Source organism: Allobosea sp. 05L423 (genome assembly GCF_056397745.1).
The window spans coordinates 449,356-467,628 of the sequence record NZ_JBFTOA010000002.1 but is presented as its reverse complement, the minus strand read 5'-3'; the positions used below and the strand labels follow the sequence as shown (position 1 = coordinate 467,628).

15 protein-coding genes are annotated in these 18,273 nt (G+C 66.5%); 11 read left to right on the top strand and 4 right to left on the bottom strand.

The annotated features are described in order from the left end of the window. Nucleotides 1-19: 19 nt before the first annotated feature. From AC1DNE_RS06225 to pcaG, 8 genes are all read left to right on the top strand, one after another. Entirely contained in the window at nt 20-853 is an 834-nt protein-coding gene (locus AC1DNE_RS06225; protein ID WP_441471067.1) for a transporter substrate-binding domain-containing protein, read from the top strand. 168 nt (nt 854-1,021) lie between these two features. Beyond that, complete coding sequence (locus AC1DNE_RS06220; RefSeq protein WP_441471095.1) at nt 1,022-1,753, top strand: amino acid ABC transporter ATP-binding protein; 732 nt, start codon at nt 1,022-1,024, stop codon at nt 1,751-1,753. A 51-nt stretch (nt 1,754-1,804) separates the two neighbouring features. Next, nucleotides 1,805-2,254, top strand: a complete 450-nt coding sequence (aroQ, locus tag AC1DNE_RS06215; RefSeq protein WP_441471066.1) for a type II 3-dehydroquinate dehydratase — start codon at nt 1,805-1,807, stop codon at nt 2,252-2,254. An 11-nt stretch (nt 2,255-2,265) separates the two neighbouring features. Then, nucleotides 2,266-3,330, top strand: coding sequence for a Gfo/Idh/MocA family protein (locus tag AC1DNE_RS06210; RefSeq protein WP_476767057.1), 1,065 nt, complete (start codon nt 2,266-2,268; stop codon nt 3,328-3,330). Further along, complete coding sequence (locus AC1DNE_RS06205) at nt 3,327-4,157, top strand: shikimate dehydrogenase family protein (protein ID WP_476767056.1); 831 nt, start codon at nt 3,327-3,329, stop codon at nt 4,155-4,157. The genes AC1DNE_RS06210 and AC1DNE_RS06205 overlap by 4 nt, the downstream gene beginning before the upstream one ends. Before the next feature lie 12 nt (nt 4,158-4,169). Then, complete coding sequence (locus AC1DNE_RS06200; protein ID WP_476840973.1) at nt 4,170-6,077, top strand: bifunctional sugar phosphate isomerase/epimerase/4-hydroxyphenylpyruvate dioxygenase family protein; 1,908 nt, start codon at nt 4,170-4,172, stop codon at nt 6,075-6,077. A gap of 39 nt (nt 6,078-6,116) precedes the next feature. Next, nucleotides 6,117-6,836, top strand: coding sequence for a protocatechuate 3,4-dioxygenase subunit beta (gene pcaH / locus AC1DNE_RS06195; RefSeq protein ID WP_476767054.1), 720 nt, complete (start codon nt 6,117-6,119; stop codon nt 6,834-6,836). Continuing rightward, nucleotides 6,820-7,536 carry a protocatechuate 3,4-dioxygenase subunit alpha gene (pcaG, locus tag AC1DNE_RS06190; RefSeq protein WP_476767053.1) on the top strand — a complete coding sequence of 239 codons (717 nt, stop codon included), beginning with the start codon at nt 6,820-6,822 and terminating at the stop codon, nt 7,534-7,536. Before pcaH ends, pcaG begins: the two co-directional genes overlap by 17 nt. Nucleotides 7,537-7,690: 154 nt before the next feature. Here the strand turns inward: pcaG and mfd are convergent, their stop codons facing one another. Then, nucleotides 7,691-11,239, bottom strand: a complete 3,549-nt coding sequence (mfd, locus tag AC1DNE_RS06185) for a transcription-repair coupling factor (RefSeq protein WP_441471060.1) — start codon at nt 11,237-11,239, stop codon at nt 7,691-7,693. Nucleotides 11,240-11,414: 175 nt separating this feature from the next. After that, nucleotides 11,415-11,711: an FAD assembly factor SdhE gene (locus AC1DNE_RS06180; protein WP_441471059.1), complete on the bottom strand. Its 297-nt coding sequence runs from the start codon at nt 11,709-11,711 to the stop codon at nt 11,415-11,417. Between the two features lie 187 nt (nt 11,712-11,898). On the opposite strand from AC1DNE_RS06180, the gene recG reads away from it, so the two are divergent. Continuing rightward, nucleotides 11,899-13,998 (top strand): ATP-dependent DNA helicase RecG, encoded by a 2,100-nt coding sequence (gene recG / locus AC1DNE_RS06175; RefSeq protein WP_441471058.1) that lies wholly within the window; start codon nt 11,899-11,901, stop codon nt 13,996-13,998. A 103-nt stretch (nt 13,999-14,101) separates the two neighbouring features. Next, nucleotides 14,102-15,016, top strand: a complete 915-nt coding sequence (locus tag AC1DNE_RS06170) for an AraC family transcriptional regulator (protein ID WP_441471057.1) — start codon at nt 14,102-14,104, stop codon at nt 15,014-15,016. Here AC1DNE_RS06170 and AC1DNE_RS06165 read toward each other — a convergent pair. Beyond that, nucleotides 15,006-15,722 (bottom strand): DUF502 domain-containing protein, encoded by a 717-nt coding sequence (locus AC1DNE_RS06165; RefSeq protein WP_441471056.1) that lies wholly within the window; start codon nt 15,720-15,722, stop codon nt 15,006-15,008. The two genes, AC1DNE_RS06170 and AC1DNE_RS06165, sit on opposite strands and share 11 nt — an antisense overlap. Before the next feature lie 128 nt (nt 15,723-15,850). Between AC1DNE_RS06165 and AC1DNE_RS06160 the strand changes: the two genes are divergently transcribed. Next, nucleotides 15,851-16,237, top strand: coding sequence for a YbaN family protein (locus AC1DNE_RS06160; protein WP_441471055.1), 387 nt, complete (start codon nt 15,851-15,853; stop codon nt 16,235-16,237). A gap of 99 nt (nt 16,238-16,336) precedes the next feature. Here the strand turns inward: AC1DNE_RS06160 and glmS are convergent, their stop codons facing one another. Further along, nucleotides 16,337-18,163: a glutamine--fructose-6-phosphate transaminase (isomerizing) gene (glmS, locus tag AC1DNE_RS06155; RefSeq protein WP_441471054.1), complete on the bottom strand. Its 1,827-nt coding sequence runs from the start codon at nt 18,161-18,163 to the stop codon at nt 16,337-16,339. Between the last annotated feature and the right edge of the window lie 110 nt (nt 18,164-18,273).

The window sequence follows — 18,273 nt, the reverse complement described above, 5'->3', positions numbered from 1 at the left end:
AAGAAAAAGGGAGAGAAACATGACGAAGATGAAATCCACCCGCCGCAGCCTGCTGATCGCCGGCGCGGCCGCGCTTGCGCTGCCTGCCCTGGTCGGCAGTCCCGCCCAGGCGATCACCCCCGCCGAGATCAAGGCCAAGGGCAAGATCGTGGTCGGCATCCAGGGCGACAATCCGCCGTGGGGTTTCGTGACCAGCGCGGGCAAGCAGGACGGCCTCGACGCCGACATCGCCACGCTCTTCGCCAAGGAGCTCGGCGTACAGGTCGAGTTCGTGCCGCTCGAGGTCAACAACCGGATCCCGGCGCTGACCACGGGCCGTGTCGACGTGCTCTTCGCCACGATGGCGATGCTGCCGGAGCGCGCCAAGGCCGTGCAGTTCTCGAAGCCCTATGTCGCCAACACCATCGTGCTGATCGGGCCGAAGAAGGACAAGATCACCACCAACGAGGACATGGCGCGCTACACGATCGGCGTCGCCAAGGGTGCGGCGCAGGACACGCAGGTGACCAAGAACGCGCCGGCCAACACCGTGATCCGCCGCTATGACGGCGACGCGCCCTCGATCCAGGCGCTGGTCTCCGGCCAGGTTCAGGCGCTCGGCGGCAACATCTTCTACATGCAGCGCGTCGAGCAGGGCCGCCCCGGCGAGTTCGAGAACAAGCTCGAGTTCCAGAACCTCTACAACGGCGCCTGCACCCGTCTCGGCGAGAAGGAGATCAACGCCGCGCTCAACACCTTCATCGACAAGATCAAGGCCAATGGCGAGCTGCAGAAGGTCTACGACAAGTGGATGAAGGTGCCGGTGCACAAGTTCCCGGACAGCCTCGAAGGCATCACCTTCACCGCGAGCTGAGCGCGCTGGATCGCCCTGCGTCCTGCCGGGCGCGAAGTGGCGATCCAGCTCATTGTTTCAGCATCGGATTTCCCCGAGAAGTGCATTCCACTTTTCGGCCCGATGCTAGCAACCGGAACCAGGGCCATGAACCAGCCAGCCGTCCAAAACGCCGTTTCGGCGGATGCCATGATCGCCATGACCCATGTCGAGAAATGGTATGGCGACTTCCAGGCCCTGACCGACGTCAACCTTGAGGTCCGCAAAGGCGAGCGTATCGTGCTCTGCGGGCCGTCGGGCTCCGGCAAATCGACGCTGATCCGCTGCATCAACCATCTGGAGGCGTACCAGAAGGGCGAGATTCGGGTCGGCGGCACAAGGCTGGGAGGCGATGCCAGGACGATCGACGCGGTGCGTCGCGAGGTCGGCATGGTCTTCCAGCACTTCAACCTGTTCCCGCATATGACCGTGCTGCAGAACTGCATGCTCGCGCCGATGCGCTCGCTCGGTGCCAGCAAGGCGGAGGCCGAGGCCACCGCCCGCAAGCTGCTCGGCCGGGTCAAGATTCTGGAACAGGCGGACAAGTATCCCGCCCAGCTCTCGGGCGGCCAGCAGCAGCGCGTCGCGATCGCGCGCGCGCTTTGCATGAAGCCGAAGGTGATGCTGTTCGACGAGCCGACATCGGCCCTCGATCCCGAGATGGTCAAGGAAGTGCTCGACACCATGATCGCCCTCGCGGAAGAGGGCATGACCATGATCTGCGTCACCCACGAAATGGGCTTCGCGCGGCAGGTGGCGAACCGCGTCATCTTCATGGCCAATGGCGCCATCGTCGAGGAAGCGCCGCCGGAAGAGTTCTTCCACAACCCGCGCCATGAGCGGACCCGGAAGTTCCTCGGCGAAATCCTGCACAAACACTGAAAACGACAGCCCGGGGCCTAGCCCCTGGGCATCTGAAACGGAACGCGATCGATGTCCCGCCTCGTCTATGTCCTGAACGGCCCGAACCTGAACCTGCTCGGCAAGCGCCAGCCGCACATCTACGGGCACGAGACCCTGGCGGATGTCGAGCGCGACTGCCGCGGGCTCGCCGAGGAACTCGGGCTGACGTTGCGCTTCCACCAGTCGAACCGCGAATACGAGCTCATCGACTGGATCCACGAGGCGCGCGAGGACGGCGCCGGCATCGTCATCAACCCCGCTGCCTTCACCCATACCTCGGTCGCGCTGCTCGACGCGCTCAACACCTTCGAGGGGCCGGTGATCGAGTGCCATATCTCGCAGGTGCATAAGCGCGAGAGCTTCCGGCACCATTCCTATGTCTCGCTGCGTTCCGACGGCGTCATCGCCGGCTTCGGCACGCAAGGCTACCAGCTCGGGCTGCGGCGCATCGCCAAGCTGATCGAAGACCAGGCCGCGTGAGGATCGATCCGATGGCTCCGGTCAAAATCGCTGTGATGGGTGCGGGCCTGATAGGCAAGCGCCACGCCGAACATGTCAGGGCGCAGTCCGGGGCGGTCCTCTCAGCGATCATCGATCCGGCGCCGACCGGGCGCGCCTTCGCCGAGGAGATCGGCGTCGCCTGGTACCCCGCCTTCGATGCCCTCCCCGTCCGCGAGAGGCCGGATGGCGTCATCGTCGCGACGCCGAACCAGCTCCATGTCGCAAACGGGCTGGAACTGGCTGCGGCCGGCATCCCGATGCTGGTCGAGAAGCCGATCGCGGACAGCGTGGATGGCGCACGCAAGCTGGTCCTGGCCGCCGAGGCGGCGGGTGTACCGCTGCTTGTCGGCCATCACCGCCGCCATAATCCGATGATCCGTGGGGCGCGCGAGGCGATCGACGCCGGCCGGCTTGGCCGCATCCTGACCCTGACCGGCCAGTTCTGGCTGGTGAAGCCGGACGCGTATTTCGACGTCGAATGGCGTCGGCAGGCGAGTGCCGGGCCGATACTGATCAACCTGATCCACGATATCGACCTCTTCCGCTATCTCTGCGGCGAAATCGTCGGGGTGCAGGCGCAGAGCTCGAACGCCGTGCGCGGCAACCCGGCCGAGGAAACCGCCGTCGCCCTCCTGCGCTTCGCAAACGGCGCACTCGGCACGGTCAGCGCTTCCGACACCGTGGTCTCGCCCTGGAGCTGGGAGCTGACGACCGGCGAGAACCCGGCCTATCCGCGCCAGGATCAGTCCTGCTACCAGATCGGCGGGACGCAGGGGTCGCTGACGATCCCCGCGCTCGAGCTCTGGAGCCACACGGACAAGCGCGGCTGGTGGGAGCCGCTGAAGCGCGAGCGCATCCCCTTCGTGCCCGAAGACCCGCTCCAGGCCCAGATCCGGCATTTCTGTGCGGTGATCCGCGGCGAGGATGAGCCGCTCGTCTCCGGGCGCGAGGGGCTGGCGACGCTGGCCGTCATCGAGGCGGTCAAGCAGGCGGCACGCACGGGCGGATCTGTCGAGGTCACCACCGAGCCTGTTCCGGCGAGGGCATCAGCATGATCAGGGGCACGACACGGCTGATCGGCCATCTCGGCTTTCCGACCGAGAGCTTCAAGGCGCCGATGATCTACAACCCCTATTTCGAGCGGGATGGGATCGACGCCGTCGTCGTGCCTATGGGCTGCCGCAGCGAGGATTATCCCGATTTCCTGAAGCTGTTCTTCCGGCTGTCCAATGCTCACGGCGCGCTGGTGACGATGCCGCACAAGGTCACCACGACCGGCCTCGTCGACACGCTCTCCCCGACCGCCGCCATTGCAGGCGCCTGCAATGCGGTGCGTCTCGAGCCGGATGGCCGGCTCGCCGGCGACATGTTCGACGGTGAAGGCTTCGTACGCGGAATCCTGCGTAAGGGACGCAAGCTCGCGGGCGCCCGGGCGCTCGTGGTCGGCGCCGGTGGTGTCGGCTCGGCGATCGCCGCCTCTCTGGCGAAGGCCGGTGTCGGCGAGCTCGCCCTGTTCGATACGCAGGGGCCGGCGACGGTGGAACTGGGGCAGCGGCTCGTCGCACATTACCCTGCCCTGCGCGTCACGACCGGTTCGAACGATCCGGCCGGCTTCGACATCGTCGTCAATGCGACCCCGCTCGGCATGAAGCCGGGTGATCCGCTGCCGCTCGACGTTGCCCGCCTGCCCGCTTCCGCCCTGGTCGGCGAGGTCGTGATGGCGCAGGAGATCACGCCGTTTCTCGCCGCCGCCCGCGCGCGCGGCTGTGCGGTGCAGGTCGGCACCGATATGCTGTTCGAACAGATCCCCGCCTATCTGGAATTCTTCGGCCTGCCCACGACCACGGCCGAGGACCTGCGCGCAGTGGCGCGGTTGGCTTGAGAGGAGGCATCCATGATTCCATCGATCGCCACCGTCTGCGTTTCCGGCACGCTCCAGGAAAAGCTCGAGGCCATCGCCGCCGCGGGCTTCACGGCAGTCGAGATCTTCGAGAACGATCTGATCGCCTTCCCCGGCTCCCCGGCTGAAGTCCGGCGCATCTGCGGCGACCTTGGCCTGACGATCGTGACCTGCCAGCCCTTCCGCGATTTCGAGGGCATGCCGGAGGGCCGCCGCCAGCGCGTTTTCGACCGGGCGGAACGCAAATTCGATCTGCTGCAGGAACTGGGGACAGACCTGCTCTTCGTCTGCTCCAGCGTCTCGCCGGAATCCTTGTCGGGCATTGATCGTCTGGCTGCCGATTTCATTGAACTCGGCGAGCGGGCCGGCCGGCGAGGCTTGCGCGTCGGCTATGAAGCATTGGCCTGGGGCCGGCATGTCTTCGACTATCGCGACGCCTGGGAGATCGTGCGCCGCGCCAACCGGCCGGAAGTCGGGATCGTGCTGGATTCCTTCCATATCCTGGCGCGCGGGCTCGACCTTTTGGCCATCGGCACCATCCCGCGCGACAAGATCGCGATGGTGCAGATGGCCGATGCGCCGCTGCTGCAGATGGATCCGCTCTCATGGAGCCGCCACTGGCGCTGCCTGCCGGGACAGGGCGACCTGAACCTTTCCGGGTTCATGCGCGCGCTGGTCTCGACCGGCTATGACGGCGTGCTCTCGCTGGAAATCTTCAACGACCGCTTCCGCGCCGGATCAGCCCGTTCCGTCGCGCTCGACGGGCACCGCTCGCTGATCTGGCTGCTCGACGAAACCGCCCGGCAGATCGGCAAACCCGTGCCCGGCGCGGTGCCGATGCCGCCGCCGGCCCCGGTCGAGGCGGTGGAGTTCATCGAGTTCGCTGTCTCGGAAGCGGAGCGGCCGGGCTTCGAAAGGCTGCTGCGCGCGCTTGGCTTTGCTCGTTCCGGCGCGCATCGCTCCAAGGACGTCGATCTCTGGAGACAGGGCGATATCCGCATCGTGCTGAACAGCGAGGCCGACGGTTTCGCCCATAGCTATCAGATCACCCACGGCACTTCGGTCTGCGCGCTAGCCCTGCGCGTGCCGGATGCGCAGGCCGCGATCGCCCGCGCCAAGGCGATGCTCGACGTGCCGCATGCCGGCGCGGTCGGCCCCGGCGAGCTCGACATCCCGGCTGTGCGTGGGCTCGGCGGCAGCCTTGTCTATTTCCTCGACCACGCCTCGGCGCTCGGGCGCTGGGCGGAAGTCGATTTCGAGGCGACCGGGGAAGCGGGAAGCGATGCCGGGCTGACCGGCGTCGACCATGTCTCCCAGAGCATGCAGTACGAGGAGATGCTGACCTGGCTGCTGTTCTACTCCTCGCTGTTCGAGACGAAGAAGGCGCCGAGCCAGGCCGTGCTCGATCCCGGCGGCGTGGTCCAGAGCCAGGTCATCGAGAGCGGCCTCGACGGCCGGAACGGTCATGGGCTGCGGCTCATCCTGAACGGCTCGCAGAGCCACCGCACGCTGTCGGCCCGCTTCATCACCGATTTCTTCGGCTCGGGCGTGCAGCACATCGCCTTCGCGACGGACGACATCGCTGGGACGGTCGAGCGGCTGATGGCGAATGGCGTCGCCATGCTGCCCATCCCGGAGAACTACTATGACGACCTTGAGGCTCGCTCCGATCTGACGGCTGAGGAGATCGACGCGATGAAGGCGCTGAACATCCTCCATGACAGCGACGCCTCGGGCAGCTTCCGGCAGGCCTATACGCAGACGCTGGATGGTGGTCTGTTCTTCGAAATCGTCCAGCGCGATGGCTATGCCGGCTATGGTGCTGCCAATGCCGGCATCCGCCTGACCGCACAATCCAGGCTCGCGCGCCCGATCACCATTCCCGCGCCGAGCCATGGCTGAAGGGAGACGCGTCGCCATGCCCGTGAAAGCCCCCTCGCCATGAGCCGTCTGATTCTTCCCTATGCGGCACCGGACCAGGGCCAGCCGAGCTCGCTTCATCCGGACTATCGTTCGACGGTCGCGCGCAGCCCGCGTCATCAGCCGATCATGATTCCGCAGACGCTGACCGAAGTGACCGGCCCGAGCGACTGGTCCCGGCTGATGGGGCCGGCCATGTCCGACCTCACCGCCCAGCACAAGGGCGAACCGCAGGGCCAGCGCATCGTCGTCACCGGCCGCGTGCTCGACGAGGACGGCCGGCCCGTGCCGAACACCGTCGTCGAGATCTGGCAGGCCAACGCCGCCGGCCGCTACATCCACGCCAAGGACGACTGGCCGGCTCCGCTCGATCCGAATTTCACCGGCGTCGGCCGCGTCATCACCGACGCCGAGGGCCGCTACCGCTATGTCACGATCCGGCCCGGCGCCTATCCCTGGGGCAACCACAAGAACGCCTGGCGCCCGGCCCATATCCACCTCTCGCTGCTGGGGCCGGCCTTCGCGACTCGGCTGGTCACGCAGATGTATTTCCCCGACGACCCGCTGATCGAGATCGATCCGATCGCCAACGCCGTGCCGATGCCCTATCGCCAGCGCATGGTTTCGCGCTTCGACATCGGCACCACCGTGCCGAACTGGGCGCTGGGCTATGTCTTCGACATCGTGCTCAAGGGCCGCGACCAGACGCCGTTCGAGGACGACCATGACGACGACCACTGATTCGGCGAGCGGGGATCTGGAAACCCGCAACGCAGCGCCGCGGCAGGACAGCCAGGATGCGTCGATCTTCGGCCAGACGCCGTGGCAGACGGTCGGGCCGTACTTCCACTACGGCCTGCCCTGGAAGGGCGGCGCCGATCTGGTTGGGCGCTCCGAGATGGGTGCGCGGCCCGACCTGATGCCGCCGGAGCATTTCCTGCTCTCAGGCTCGAACGTCTCGGGCACGCCTGATGGCGAGGTCATCGCGCTTGCCGGCTGCGTCTACGACGCCGACGGCAAGCCGATCGAGGATGCGATGATCGAGATCTGGCAGGCGAATGCCAACGGCCGCTATGCCAGCCCGGACGATGTCCGCGAGGACGTGGCGCTCGACCAGCATTTCGTCGGTTTCGGCCGCGCCTCCACCGACAAGGAAGGCATCTTCCGCTTCCGCACCATCCGGCCCGGCCGCGTGCCCGGCCCCGGCAACAGCCTTCAGGCACCTCATATCGCGCTCTCGGTCTTCGGCCGCGGATTGCTGAAGCGGCTCCCGACCCGGCTCTATTTCGCCGATGGCGAGGGCAACGAGACCGACCCGATCCTCGCCCTCGTGCCGGAGGCGCGCCGCCATACCCTGATCGCCCAGCGCAAGCCGGACGGGACCTGGTGGCTCGACATCAACCTCGCCGGCGACAACGAGACGGTCTTCTTCGATATGTAGAGGCGAGCGGGCACAGAGTGGCTGGCGTTCACGCAGCCGTCATGCTCGGGCTTGACCCGAGCATCTCAGGACGAGAACGCGCCCATTCCTGCCAGAGATTCTCGGGTCTTCGCTTCGCTCCGCCCGAGAATGACGGACTTCATGAGGCGCCCTCTCAGGCCGCCTTCTTCCGCTCGGCGATCCGCGCAAGATCGGTCAGCAGCCGGCGCGTTGCCTTCAGGCGCTGCTCGACTGTCTCGAAATCGTCGATGAAGACGACGCGCATGTCGGGGCGGACCTTCGCCAGCGTGCCCTGCTTGGCGACGTAGCTCACAAGCCCTTCCGGATTGGCGAATTCGTTGTTGCGGAAGGCGACGATGATGCCCTTCGGGCCGGCCTCGACCTTCTCGACATTGGCGCGCTTGCAGAGCGCCTTGATCGCGACGATCTCCAGGAGCTGGTTGACCTCCTCGGGCAGCGGGCCGAAGCGATCGACCAGTTCGGCGCCGAAGGATTGCAGCTCGGCATCGTCGTCCATGGTCGAGAGGCGCTTGTAGAGCGTCAGTCTCAGCGTCAGGTCCGCGACATAATGCTCGGGGATCATGACGGGAGCACCGACCTGGATCGCCGGCGACCATTGCGTCTCGGTCTCGAACTCGATGCCAGCCTTGAGAGCAGCCACTGCCTCCTCCAGCATCTGCTGATAGAGCTCGTAGCCGACCTCCTTGATATGGCCTGACTGCTCGTCGCCGAGCAGATTGCCGGCGCCTCTAATGTCGAGGTCGTGACTGGCGAGCTGGAAGCCGGCGCCGAGCGTATCGAGCGATTGCAGCACCTTCAGCCGCTTGTCGGCCTGCTCCGTCAGCTTGCGGTTGGCCGGCACGGTGAAAAGCGCGTATGCGCGCGTCTTCGAGCGGCCGACACGGCCCCGGAGCTGGTAGAGCTGGGCGAGGCCGAACATGTCGGCGCGGTGGACGATCAGCGTATTCGCCGTGGGGATGTCGAGGCCCGACTCGACGATCGTGGTCGAAAGCAGGATGTCGTACTGGCCCTCATAGAAGGCCGTCATCACATCCTCGAGCGTGCCGGCCGCCATCTGGCCATGGGCGATGCCGACCTTGCACTCGGGCACCTGCTTGTCGAGGAAGTCCTTGACCTCGGCGATGTCCTCGATGCGCGGCACGACATAGAACGACCGCCCTCCCCGGTAACGCTCGCGCAGCAGCGCCTCGCGCACGATCAGCGGATCGAAGGGCGTGACGAAGGTGCGCACAGCGAGGCGATCGACCGGCGGCGTCGCGATGATCGAGAGCTCGCGCACGCCGGTCATGGCGAGCTGGAGCGTGCGCGGGATCGGCGTCGCCGAGAGGGTCAGCATATGCACCTCGGCCCGCAGCTCCTTCAGCTTCTCCTTATGGGCGACGCCGAAATGCTGCTCCTCATCGACGATGACGAGGCCGAGATCCTTGAAGTCGACACCCTTGCCGAGCAGCGCATGCGTGCCGACGACGATGTCCATCGTGCCGTCCTTCGCGCCCTGCTTGACTGTCTTGAGATCGGCGCTGCCGACGAAGCGCGAGGCCTGCCCGACATTGACAGGTAAGCCGGCAAAACGATCCGCGAAATTGCGGTAGTGCTGGCGGGCGAGCAGCGTCGTCGGCACCACGACCGCGACCTGCTTGCCGTTCAGCGCGGTGGCAAAGGCGGCACGCAGCGCCACCTCCGTCTTGCCGAAACCGACATCGCCGCAGACCAGCCGATCCATCGGGCGCCCGGCCGCGAGATCGTCGAGCACGGCGTCGATGGTGTTCTGCTGGTCTTCCGTCTCCTCATAGGGGAAGCGGGCAATGAACTCGTCGTAGACGCCAGCCGGCGGCACGAGGCGCGGCGCCTCCTTGAGCGCGCGCGCCGCCGCGATCTGGATGAGCTTGCCGGCCATCTCGCGGATGCGCTGCTTGAGCTTGGCCTTGCGCGCCTGCCAGCCGCCGCCGCCGAGCCGGTCGAGCTGGACCTCGGTGTCTTCCGAGCCATAGCGCGACAGCAATTCGATGTTCTCGACCGGCAGGAAGAGCTTGGAATCGCCGGCATAGTGGATCTCGAGGCAGTCATGCGGCGCGCCGACGGCCGTGATCGACTTCAGCCCGATAAAGCGGCCGATGCCGTGATCGACATGGACGACGAGATCGCCCGGAGCGAGCGAGGAGAGCTCCGCAATGAAGTCCTGCGGCCGGCGCGTCTTGCGGCGCGGGCGGACAAGGCGATCGCCGAGAATGTCCTGTTCGCCGACGACGGCAAGGCGCCCGGCCTCGAAGCCAGTCTCGAAGCCCCAGACCGCGAGCGCGACCGTGCCCGGCTTGAGGTCGAAGGCGGCCCGCAGCGAGCCGGTCATCTGGACGCTCTTCAGCCCATGGTCTTCGAGCACATGGGCAAGGCGCTCGCGCGAGCCTTCCGACCATCCGGCAAGGATGACGCGCTTGCCGTCGGCTTCGAGCGCACGGACATGGGCGACGGCGGCTTCGAAGACGCTGCCGGAATCGCCGGCGCGCTCGGCCGCGAAGCTGCGGCCCTGCTTGCCGCCGAGATCGAGGACGAGCTTGCCTTCGCTGTCGGGCAGCTGGAACGGGGTTAGGCTGGCGACGCCGGAGACATCGATCGCGCCGCGCCAGTCGGCCGGCGAAAGATAGAGCGCGCTCGGAGGCAGCGGCTTGTAGGGAATGCCCCCGGCCCCGCCCTGCTCGAGCGCTGCCTTTCGGGCGTCGTAATAATCCTTGATCAGGCTGATGCGTTCGCCGACGGCGTCCTCGGCCTGATGGTCGAGCACCACAGGCACGTCCGGCAGATAGGTGAAGAGCGTATCCAGATTCTCGGCGAGCAGGGGCAGCCAGTGCTCCAGCCCGGCAGGGCGGCGGCCTTCGCTCACTGCCTCGTAGAGCGTGTCGTCGCGGCCGGGCGTGCCGAAGGTCGAGATGTAGGATTGGCGGAAGCGGCGGATGCTCTCGCTCGTCATCTGCGCTTCGGACATCGGTACGAGGTCGAGCCCGCGCAACTGCCCGGTCGTGCGCTGCGTCTCAGGATCGAAGGTGCGGATCGATTCCAGCGTATCGCCGAAGAAGTCGAGCCGGATCGGTGCCGGCATGCCCGGCGGGAAGAGGTCGACGATGCCGCCGCGCACAGCGAACTCGCCGGTCTCGCGCACGGTCGAGGTGCGCAGATAGCCGTTGATGTCGAGCCAGCGCGCCAGTTCCTCGATGTCGACCATGTTGCCGGGCGCGGCCGAGAAGCTTTCGGAGGCGACCTTGCCGAAAGCGGGCACGCGCTGGAGCGCGGCGTTGACGGTCGTCAGCAGCAGGCGCGGCCGGTCGCCCGACTTCGTCTTGGCAAGACGCGACAGCGTCGTCATCCGATGCGCGACGATGGCAGGGGCCGGCGAGACGCGATCATAGGGCTGGCAGTCCCAGGCCGGGAAGCTCATCACCTCCAGATCGGGCGCCACGAACTGCAGCGCGTTCTCCAGCACCTGCAGGCGCTGACCGTCGCGGGCGACGAAGACGAGCATCGCCGCCCCCTCGGCCTTCTTGGCGCGGGCGCGGGTGAGATCGGCGAGGACGACGGCGTCGAAACCATCGGGCACGCCGGCGAGTGTCGGCTTGTCGCCGCGGTTCAGCGCATCGAGGATGCGGTCGAGCTGCGGCTTGGCGATCTGGCTGGGAGGAGGAATGCTCATCGGTATCTTGATCGTTTCAGTACGCCGTTGGGAGACTTGCGCCGTCATCCCGGACAAGCGGCGAAGCCGCGCCGATCCGGGATCCATGCCAGAGCGCTAAACGGCGATGCTCAGGCATGGATCCCGGGTCTTCGCTTCGCTGCGCCCGGGATGACGCCGCGTAAGTCATAGTCGGCTACACATGGATCGGCTTGTCGTGGTGGTGAAACGCCCTCAGCCGCCGGTACAGTTCCGTGTCGTAATTTTCCGGAACGGGAGCCTCTCCGGTCACCCAGCTCAGCAGGTCCCGGTCCAGAACCTCGATCAGCCGCTCGAATTCGTCGAGCTCGGCCTCGCTGAAACCGGCGATCGCGTCGTCGGCGAAGCGGCCCATGATCAGGTCCATCTCGCGCATGCCGCGATGCCAGGCGCGGAACAGGATCTTGCGGCGGCGCGGGTCGAGATCGGCGCTGGAGCGGGTCGAGCCGGACATGAGAACCTCGGGCAAGAAGACTTCAGGCTCGAAACTTCAGGCCTGAAAACCTGGGGAATTGCGCAATGACAAATGGGCCGGCCCCGTCGCGGAGCCTGCCTGAGCAGGTTATATAGCGACGCAACCCGGCGAAGTCAGCGGCCAAGGCGCCGCGATCTTCGCGCTCCTGACAGATTCGCGAGACGATTTGCGCCCTTCGATCCTCGATCCGCTGTTCGCTCCCGCCACGACGCTCTCCGGCGTTGGGCCGAAACTCGGCAAGGTTCTGGATCGTTTCCTCGGCGACGAGACGCAGACCGCCCGCGTGGTCGACCTGATGTTCCACCTGCCGACCGGCGCAGTCGATCGCCGGCCGAGCGCTTCGATCGCCGATGCGCCCATCGGCGACATCGCGACTTTCACCGCCCGCGTCAGCGAGCATCGCGCGGCCCCGGCGGGCAAGAAGGCACCCTACCGCGTGATCGTCGAGGACGAGACGGGGGACGTCACACTCGTCTTCTTCCACGCCGATTCCCGCCATCTGGCACAGAATCTGCCGATCGGCGCCTACCGGATCATCTCGGGCAAGCTCGAACTTTGGGAAGGCATGCGCCAGATGGTGCATCCCGAGCGCATCCTCGATCCCAAGCTCGCGGCCACCCTGCCCGCCTTCGAGCCGGTCTATCCGCTGACCGAAGGCATCGGCGGGCGAGTGATGATGCGGATCGCACAGGCTGCCGCCGAACGCTGCCCGGAGATGCCCGAATGGCAGGATGGCGGGTTCCAGGCCAAGAACAGCTTCCCCTCCTTTCGGGAGGCGGTCGAAGCGCTGCACCACCCGGCCGATCGCAAGGCGGCCGAAGGCGACACGGTCGCGCGCCGCCGGATCGGCTATGACGAGCTGCTGGCGAGCCAGATCGCCCTCGCCCTGGTGCGCCGCCAGCAGAAGAAGATCGCAGGACGCGCCACCAGCGGGGATGGGGGCTTGCGCTGGCGCATCCAGTCCGCCCTGCCCTTCGAACTGACCGAGGGCCAGCGCAAGGCCATCGCCGACATCCATTCCGACATGGCCAAGCCCGAACGGATGCTGCGGCTGCTGCAGGGCGATGTCGGCTCGGGCAAGACGGTGGTCGCGCTGATGGCGATGGCCGCCGCCGCCGAGGCCGGCCGGCAGTCGGTGTTGATGGCGCCGACGGAAATCCTCGCCCGCCAGCATGCCGAGAGGCTGGCGCCGCTGGCCGAGAAGGCCGGGCTGAAGCTTGCTTTGCTGACGGGGCGCGAGAAAGGTGCCGGTCGCCGGCAGGTGCTGGAAGGCTTGGCGAACGGCTCGATCGACATCGCCGTCGGCACCCACGCCCTGTTTCAGGAAGACGTCGCCTTCCATGATCTGGCGCTGGCCGTGGTCGACGAGCAGCACCGCTTCGGCGTGCATCAGCGCCTGCTGCTCGGCTCCAAAGGCGAAGCGGTCGACGTGCTGGTGATGACCGCGACGCCGATCCCGCGCACGCTGGCTCTGACCTGGTTCGGCGATATGGATGTCTCGATCCTCTCCGAGAAGCCGGCGGGCCGGAAGCCGATCGTCACCCGCGCCATCTCGTCCGAGCGTTATGACGAGGTCGTCGGCGCCATCGGCCGGGCCGTCGAAGCCAGCCAGCAGGTCTATTGGGTCTGCCCGCTCGTGCAGGAATCCGACACGCTCGACGTTGCCGCGGCGCAGGAGCGCTATGAGGCTCTGCGCGAGATCTTCGGTGCCAAGGTCGGGCTGCTGCATGGCCAGATGCCCGGACGCGAGAAGGACGCTGCGATGGCCGCTTTCGTCGCCGGCGAAACGCGCATCCTCGTATCGACGACGGTGATCGAGGTCGGCGTGGACGTGCCCAACGCCAGCGTCATGGTGATCGAGCACGCCGAGCGCTTCGGCCTCGCCCAGTTGCACCAGTTGCGCGGGCGCATCGGGCGCGGCTCGGCTGCCTCGACCTGCCTCCTGCTCTACAAGGGGCCTCTTGGCCCGATCGCCGAGGCGCGATTGACGATCATGCGCGAGACCGAGGACGGTTTCCGCATTGCAGAGGAGGATTTGCGTCTGCGCGGCGAAGGCGAAGTGCTTGGCACCAAGCAGTCCGGCTCGCCGGACTGGCGCATCGCCCGGCCGGAGATCGACGGCGATCTGCTGGCCGCTGCCCGCGATGATGCGCGGCTATTGATCGAGCGCGATCCGCAACTCGAGACGCCGCGCGGGCAGGCCGTGCGGGCGCTGCTCTATCTGTTCGAGCGCGACGTCGCGATCCGGCTGCTGCGGGCGGGTTGAGAGCGAGAACCTTGCCCTCATTCTCGGGCGAAGCGAAGCGCAGACCCGAGAATCTCGTGACGAGAAGACACTGGTTTCCGAGATGCTCGGGTCAAGCCCGAGCATGACGACCGGCCCCACAGCAATCCTGATCAAGCGCGGCCGTCTTGCCGGCGCCATGGTGCCGGCGCTTCGTGGAGAGAGCATGGACCCGGTCAAGACAGCCATCTGGTGCATCGAGAGCCGCTTCGCCTCCGAGCTTTCGCTCGATGAGATCGCGGAGGTCAGCGGCGTCTCGCGCTTCCATCTCAGTCGCGCCTTCGGCGTGGCGACCGGCCGCTCGGTGATGCGCTATGTGCGCGAGCGCCGGCTGTCGGAGGCGGCACGCCAGCTCGCCGATGGGGCGCCCGACATCCTCTCGGTCGCGCTCGACTGGGGCTATGGCTCCCACGAAGCCTTCACCCGCGCCTTTCGCGAGCAGTTCGGCATCACGCCCGAAGAGCTGCGCGCCCGGCGCGACTTGTCCTCGCTCACCCTCGTGGAGCCCCTATCCATGCACGACATCGCCCCCGCCCCCATCGCCGAACCACGCATCGTCACCAACAAGCCATTATTGATTGCCGGGTTCAGCGGCCATTTCTCGATGGACAAGACGCAAGGGATTCCGCTGCTCTGGCAGAAGATCGCCCCGCATTTCGGCAATATCCCCGGCCAGCGCGGCTATGTCGCCTATGGTGCGAGCTATAATTGCGACGAACATGGCGCCTTCGACTACATCGCCGGGGCCGAGGTCTCGTCCTTCGGCGACCTGACCGACGAGTTCGCGCGGTTGAGCGTGCCGGAACAGCTCTGCGCCGTCTTCGAGCACAGTGGCCATATCACCGGCATCAAGCAGACCTACAAGGCGATCTGGCAGGACTGGTTCCCGAAATCGGGACGCGAACCCGAGATGGGCGTCACGTTGGAGCGGATGGATGAGCGCTTCGACGGCGCGACCGGCAACGGCACCGTCGAGATCTGGGTGCCGCTCAAGCGTTGACCGGGAGCTTCGCCTCCGGCTTCGGTTTGCCGTTCTGCTCGCCGGGCTGGATCAGCCCGGCCGACATGATCAGCTTGGCGCCGTCCTCGACCGTGATCGAGAGCTCGACGATCTCGCGACGCGGCAGGTAGAAGAAGAAGCCCGTGGTGGGGTTTGGCGTACAAGGCAGGAAAACGCCGATTTGCTCTTCGCTATCGGGCAGGCGCCCGGCGATTTCGGGCGCGGCCTCCTGCGCGATGAAGACGATCGACCACATGCCCGGCTGCGGGAACTGCACCATCCCCACCTTGCGGAAGGAGGTGCCCGACTGCGAGAAGATCGTCTCGAAAACCTGCTTCACCCCTTTGTAGAGGCTGCGGACCACCGGCATGCGGCCCAGGATCGCCTCGCCCGCGCGGATCAGCGAACGGCCGACCAGATTGGCAGTGAGGAAGCCGAGCAGCGTCAGCCCGACCAGTGCGATGACGAGGCCGAAGCCTGGCACCGGATAAGGCAGATAGGCATCGGGCAGATAGGAATTCGGGATGAGCGGCTTCACCAGCCCGTCGATGAAATTGATGAACCACCAGGTCACCGAAGCGGTGATGGCGAGCGGCGCAGCGATGACGAGCCCGGTCAGGAAATAGCGGCGCAGCCGTGCGCCCCATGTCGGGCGAAGGAGCTCCGTCGGCAGAACGAAGCGCGGATCGGGCGGGCCGGCGGTCATCTCTCTCCCCAAGGCACCGGCGCGACGTCCCGCCTGCTTGCAGGCGCAGTCTCGCGCCGCGATATGACAAGATAAGCGAGGCGGAGATATCCGCCAGCCCCGCATTTCATGCAAGCAAGGATGAGGCCGTGAGCGACGATGACCAGCCGCGAAGCCGTTGGCCGCGGCCGCTTCTGTTCGCGGCTGGCTGGATCTTCACGGCGCTCGGCATCGTCGGGCTGATGCTGCCGGTGATGCCGGGCACGGTCTTCCTGATTCTCGCGGCCTGGTGCTTCTCGCGGTCCTCGCCGCGGTTCGAGGCCTGGCTGCTCGGCCATCCGAAGCTCGGCCCGCATGTCCTGCGCTGGCGCGAGACGGGCGCCATCGCCCGGCGGGCGAAATATCTCGCCTGCGGATCGATGGTGCTCAGCTTCGCGTTGCTGACGCAGACGAGCGCGCCACCGATCGCGCTGGCGACGACGGCGCTCTGTCTGATCGGTGCAGGCACCTATGTGGCGAGCAGGCCGGAAGCCTGACAAACCGCGTCATGCTCGGGCTTCACCCGAGCATCTCCGAAAAAGAGATTCTCGGGTCTGCGCTTCGCTCCGCCGAGCATGACGGCAACGCCGCCGGCCTCACTCCACGGTGACGGACTTCGCCAGATTGCGCGGCTGGTCGACGTCCTTGCCCATGAAAACCGCCGTCTGATAGGCGATCATCTGGATCGGCAGGGCGTAGACGATCGGCGCGAAGGTCGGATCCATGTCCGGCATGATGATCGTCGCCTCGGGCTCGATGCCGCATTCGGCGGCGCCCTTTGCGTCGGTGATCAGGATGATGCGACCGCCGCGGGCAGCGACCTCCTGCATGTTCGAGGCGGTCTTCTCGAACAGCGCATCGTGCGGGGCTACGACGACGACCGGCATGTCCTCGTCGATCAGGGCGATCGGTCCATGTTTCAGCTCACCCGCCGGATAGCCTTCCGCGTGGATATAGCTGATTTCCTTCAGCTTCAGGGCCCCTTCCAGCGCAAGCGGGAAGCTGGTGCCGCGGCCCAGGTAGAGAACGTCCTTGGCCCTGGAGAGCTTGTGCGAGAGCTGCTCGATCTCCGGTTCCAGCGCGAGCGCCTTGGCGATCAGGCCGGGCAGCGCGATCAGATTCTGGACATGGCGTGCCTCATCCTCGGCCGAGAGCGTCCCGCGGCCGCGCGCCGCTGCGAGAGCAAGGCAGGCAAGCGCAGTGAGCTGGCAGGTGAAGGCCTTGGTCGAGGCGACGCCGATCTCGGGGCCGGCCAGCGTCGGCGCGATCGCATCGCTTTCGCGGGCGATGGTCGAGGTCGGCACGTTCACGACGGAGAGAACGGTCTGCTTCTCCTGCTTCGCGTAGCGCAGACACGCCAGCGTGTCGGCCGTCTCGCCCGACTGGGAGACGAACAATGCCAGGCCATCGGCCGGCAGCGGCGGCTCGCGGTAGCGGAATTCGGAGGCGACATCGATCTCGACCGGCAGGCGGGCGAGCTTCTCGAACCAGTATTTCGCCGTCAGGCCGGCATAATAGGCGGTGCCGCAAGCGGAAATCGAGAGGCGCGACAGCTTCTTCCAGTCGACCTTATCCTGAAACGGCAGGCGCACCGCGCCGGCGGCCATGTCGAGATATTGTGTCAGCGTGTGGCCGACGACCTCCGGCTGCTCGTAGATTTCCTTCGCCATGAAGTGGCGGTGATTGCCCTTCTCGACCAGGAAGGCACCCGCGGCGACGCGCTGGGCGCGGCGTACCACCTCTGCGCCAGCCTTGTCGTAGAAGGTGGCGCCACGGCGGTTGAGGACGACCCAGTCGCCCTCCTCCAGATAGGCGATGAGGTTGGTGAAGGGCGCCAGCGCCAGCGCGTCGGAGCCGAGATACATCTCGCCGTCACCGACACCGACCGCGAGCGGCGAGCCCTTGCGGGCACCGATCAGGAGATCTTCCTCGCCGCGGAACAGGAAGGCGAGCGCGAAGGCGCCGTGTAGCCGCGGCAGGCTTGCCGCGATGGCCTGGACCGGCGTCTTGCCGCCGTCGAGCTCGCGCGTGACGAGGTGGGCAATGACCTCGGTATCGGTCTCGGTCTCGAAGACGTAGCCGTCGGCCTGCAACTCGGCGCGCAGTTCGCGGAAGTTCTCGATGATGCCGTTGTGCACGACGGCGAGCCTTGGGGTCGCGTGCGGATGCGCGTTGGTCTCGTTGGGCTTGCCGTGGGTCGCCCAGCGGGTGTGGCCGATGCCGATCAGCCCGTCGAGCGGTTCGCTCGACAGGCGAACCTCGAGATTCCTGAGCTTGCCTTCGGCGCGCCGGCGGACGAGCTGGCCGGCTTCCAGCGTCGCGACGCCGGCGGAATCATAGCCGCGATATTCGAGCCGCCGCAGCGCCTCGACGATCTGCGTCGCCACCGCTTCCTTGCCCAAAATCCCGACGATGCCGCACATGGGCGAACCCCTCGAACCGTTGCTGCTAGCGATACCGCTTAGCTGGAGAAGGCGCGGATGCCCAATCAATCTAAATGACGAACTGTGAACGGCGGCCTGCAGGTTTTCCC

Excerpts from the sequence above, each read along its gene's own strand:
- AC1DNE_RS06210 (WP_476767057.1), top strand. The coding sequence starts at position 2,266 with ATGGCTCCGGTCAAAATCGCTGTGATGGGTGCGGGCCTGATAGGCAAG.
- AC1DNE_RS06165 (WP_441471056.1), bottom strand. The coding sequence starts at position 15,722 with ATGACCGCCGGCCCGCCCGATCCGCGCTTCGTTCTGCCGACGGAGCTC.
- AC1DNE_RS06225 (WP_441471067.1), top strand. The coding sequence starts at position 20 with ATGACGAAGATGAAATCCACCCGCCGCAGCCTGCTGATCGCCGGCGCG.
- glmS (WP_441471054.1), bottom strand. The coding sequence starts at position 18,163 with ATGTGCGGCATCGTCGGGATTTTGGGCAAGGAAGCGGTGGCGACGCAG.
- AC1DNE_RS06220 (WP_441471095.1), top strand. The coding sequence starts at position 1,022 with ATGATCGCCATGACCCATGTCGAGAAATGGTATGGCGACTTCCAGGCC.
- AC1DNE_RS06180 (WP_441471059.1), bottom strand. The coding sequence starts at position 11,711 with ATGTCCGGCTCGACCCGCTCCAGCGCCGATCTCGACCCGCGCCGCCGC.
- pcaH (WP_476767054.1), top strand. The coding sequence starts at position 6,117 with ATGAGCCGTCTGATTCTTCCCTATGCGGCACCGGACCAGGGCCAGCCG.
- AC1DNE_RS06170 (WP_441471057.1), top strand. The coding sequence starts at position 14,102 with ATGACGACCGGCCCCACAGCAATCCTGATCAAGCGCGGCCGTCTTGCC.
- pcaG (WP_476767053.1), top strand. The coding sequence starts at position 6,820 with ATGACGACGACCACTGATTCGGCGAGCGGGGATCTGGAAACCCGCAAC.
- AC1DNE_RS06205 (WP_476767056.1), top strand. The coding sequence starts at position 3,327 with ATGATCAGGGGCACGACACGGCTGATCGGCCATCTCGGCTTTCCGACC.
- aroQ (WP_441471066.1), top strand. The coding sequence starts at position 1,805 with ATGTCCCGCCTCGTCTATGTCCTGAACGGCCCGAACCTGAACCTGCTC.
- AC1DNE_RS06200 (WP_476840973.1), top strand. The coding sequence starts at position 4,170 with ATGATTCCATCGATCGCCACCGTCTGCGTTTCCGGCACGCTCCAGGAA.
- mfd (WP_441471060.1), bottom strand. The coding sequence starts at position 11,239 with ATGAGCATTCCTCCTCCCAGCCAGATCGCCAAGCCGCAGCTCGACCGC.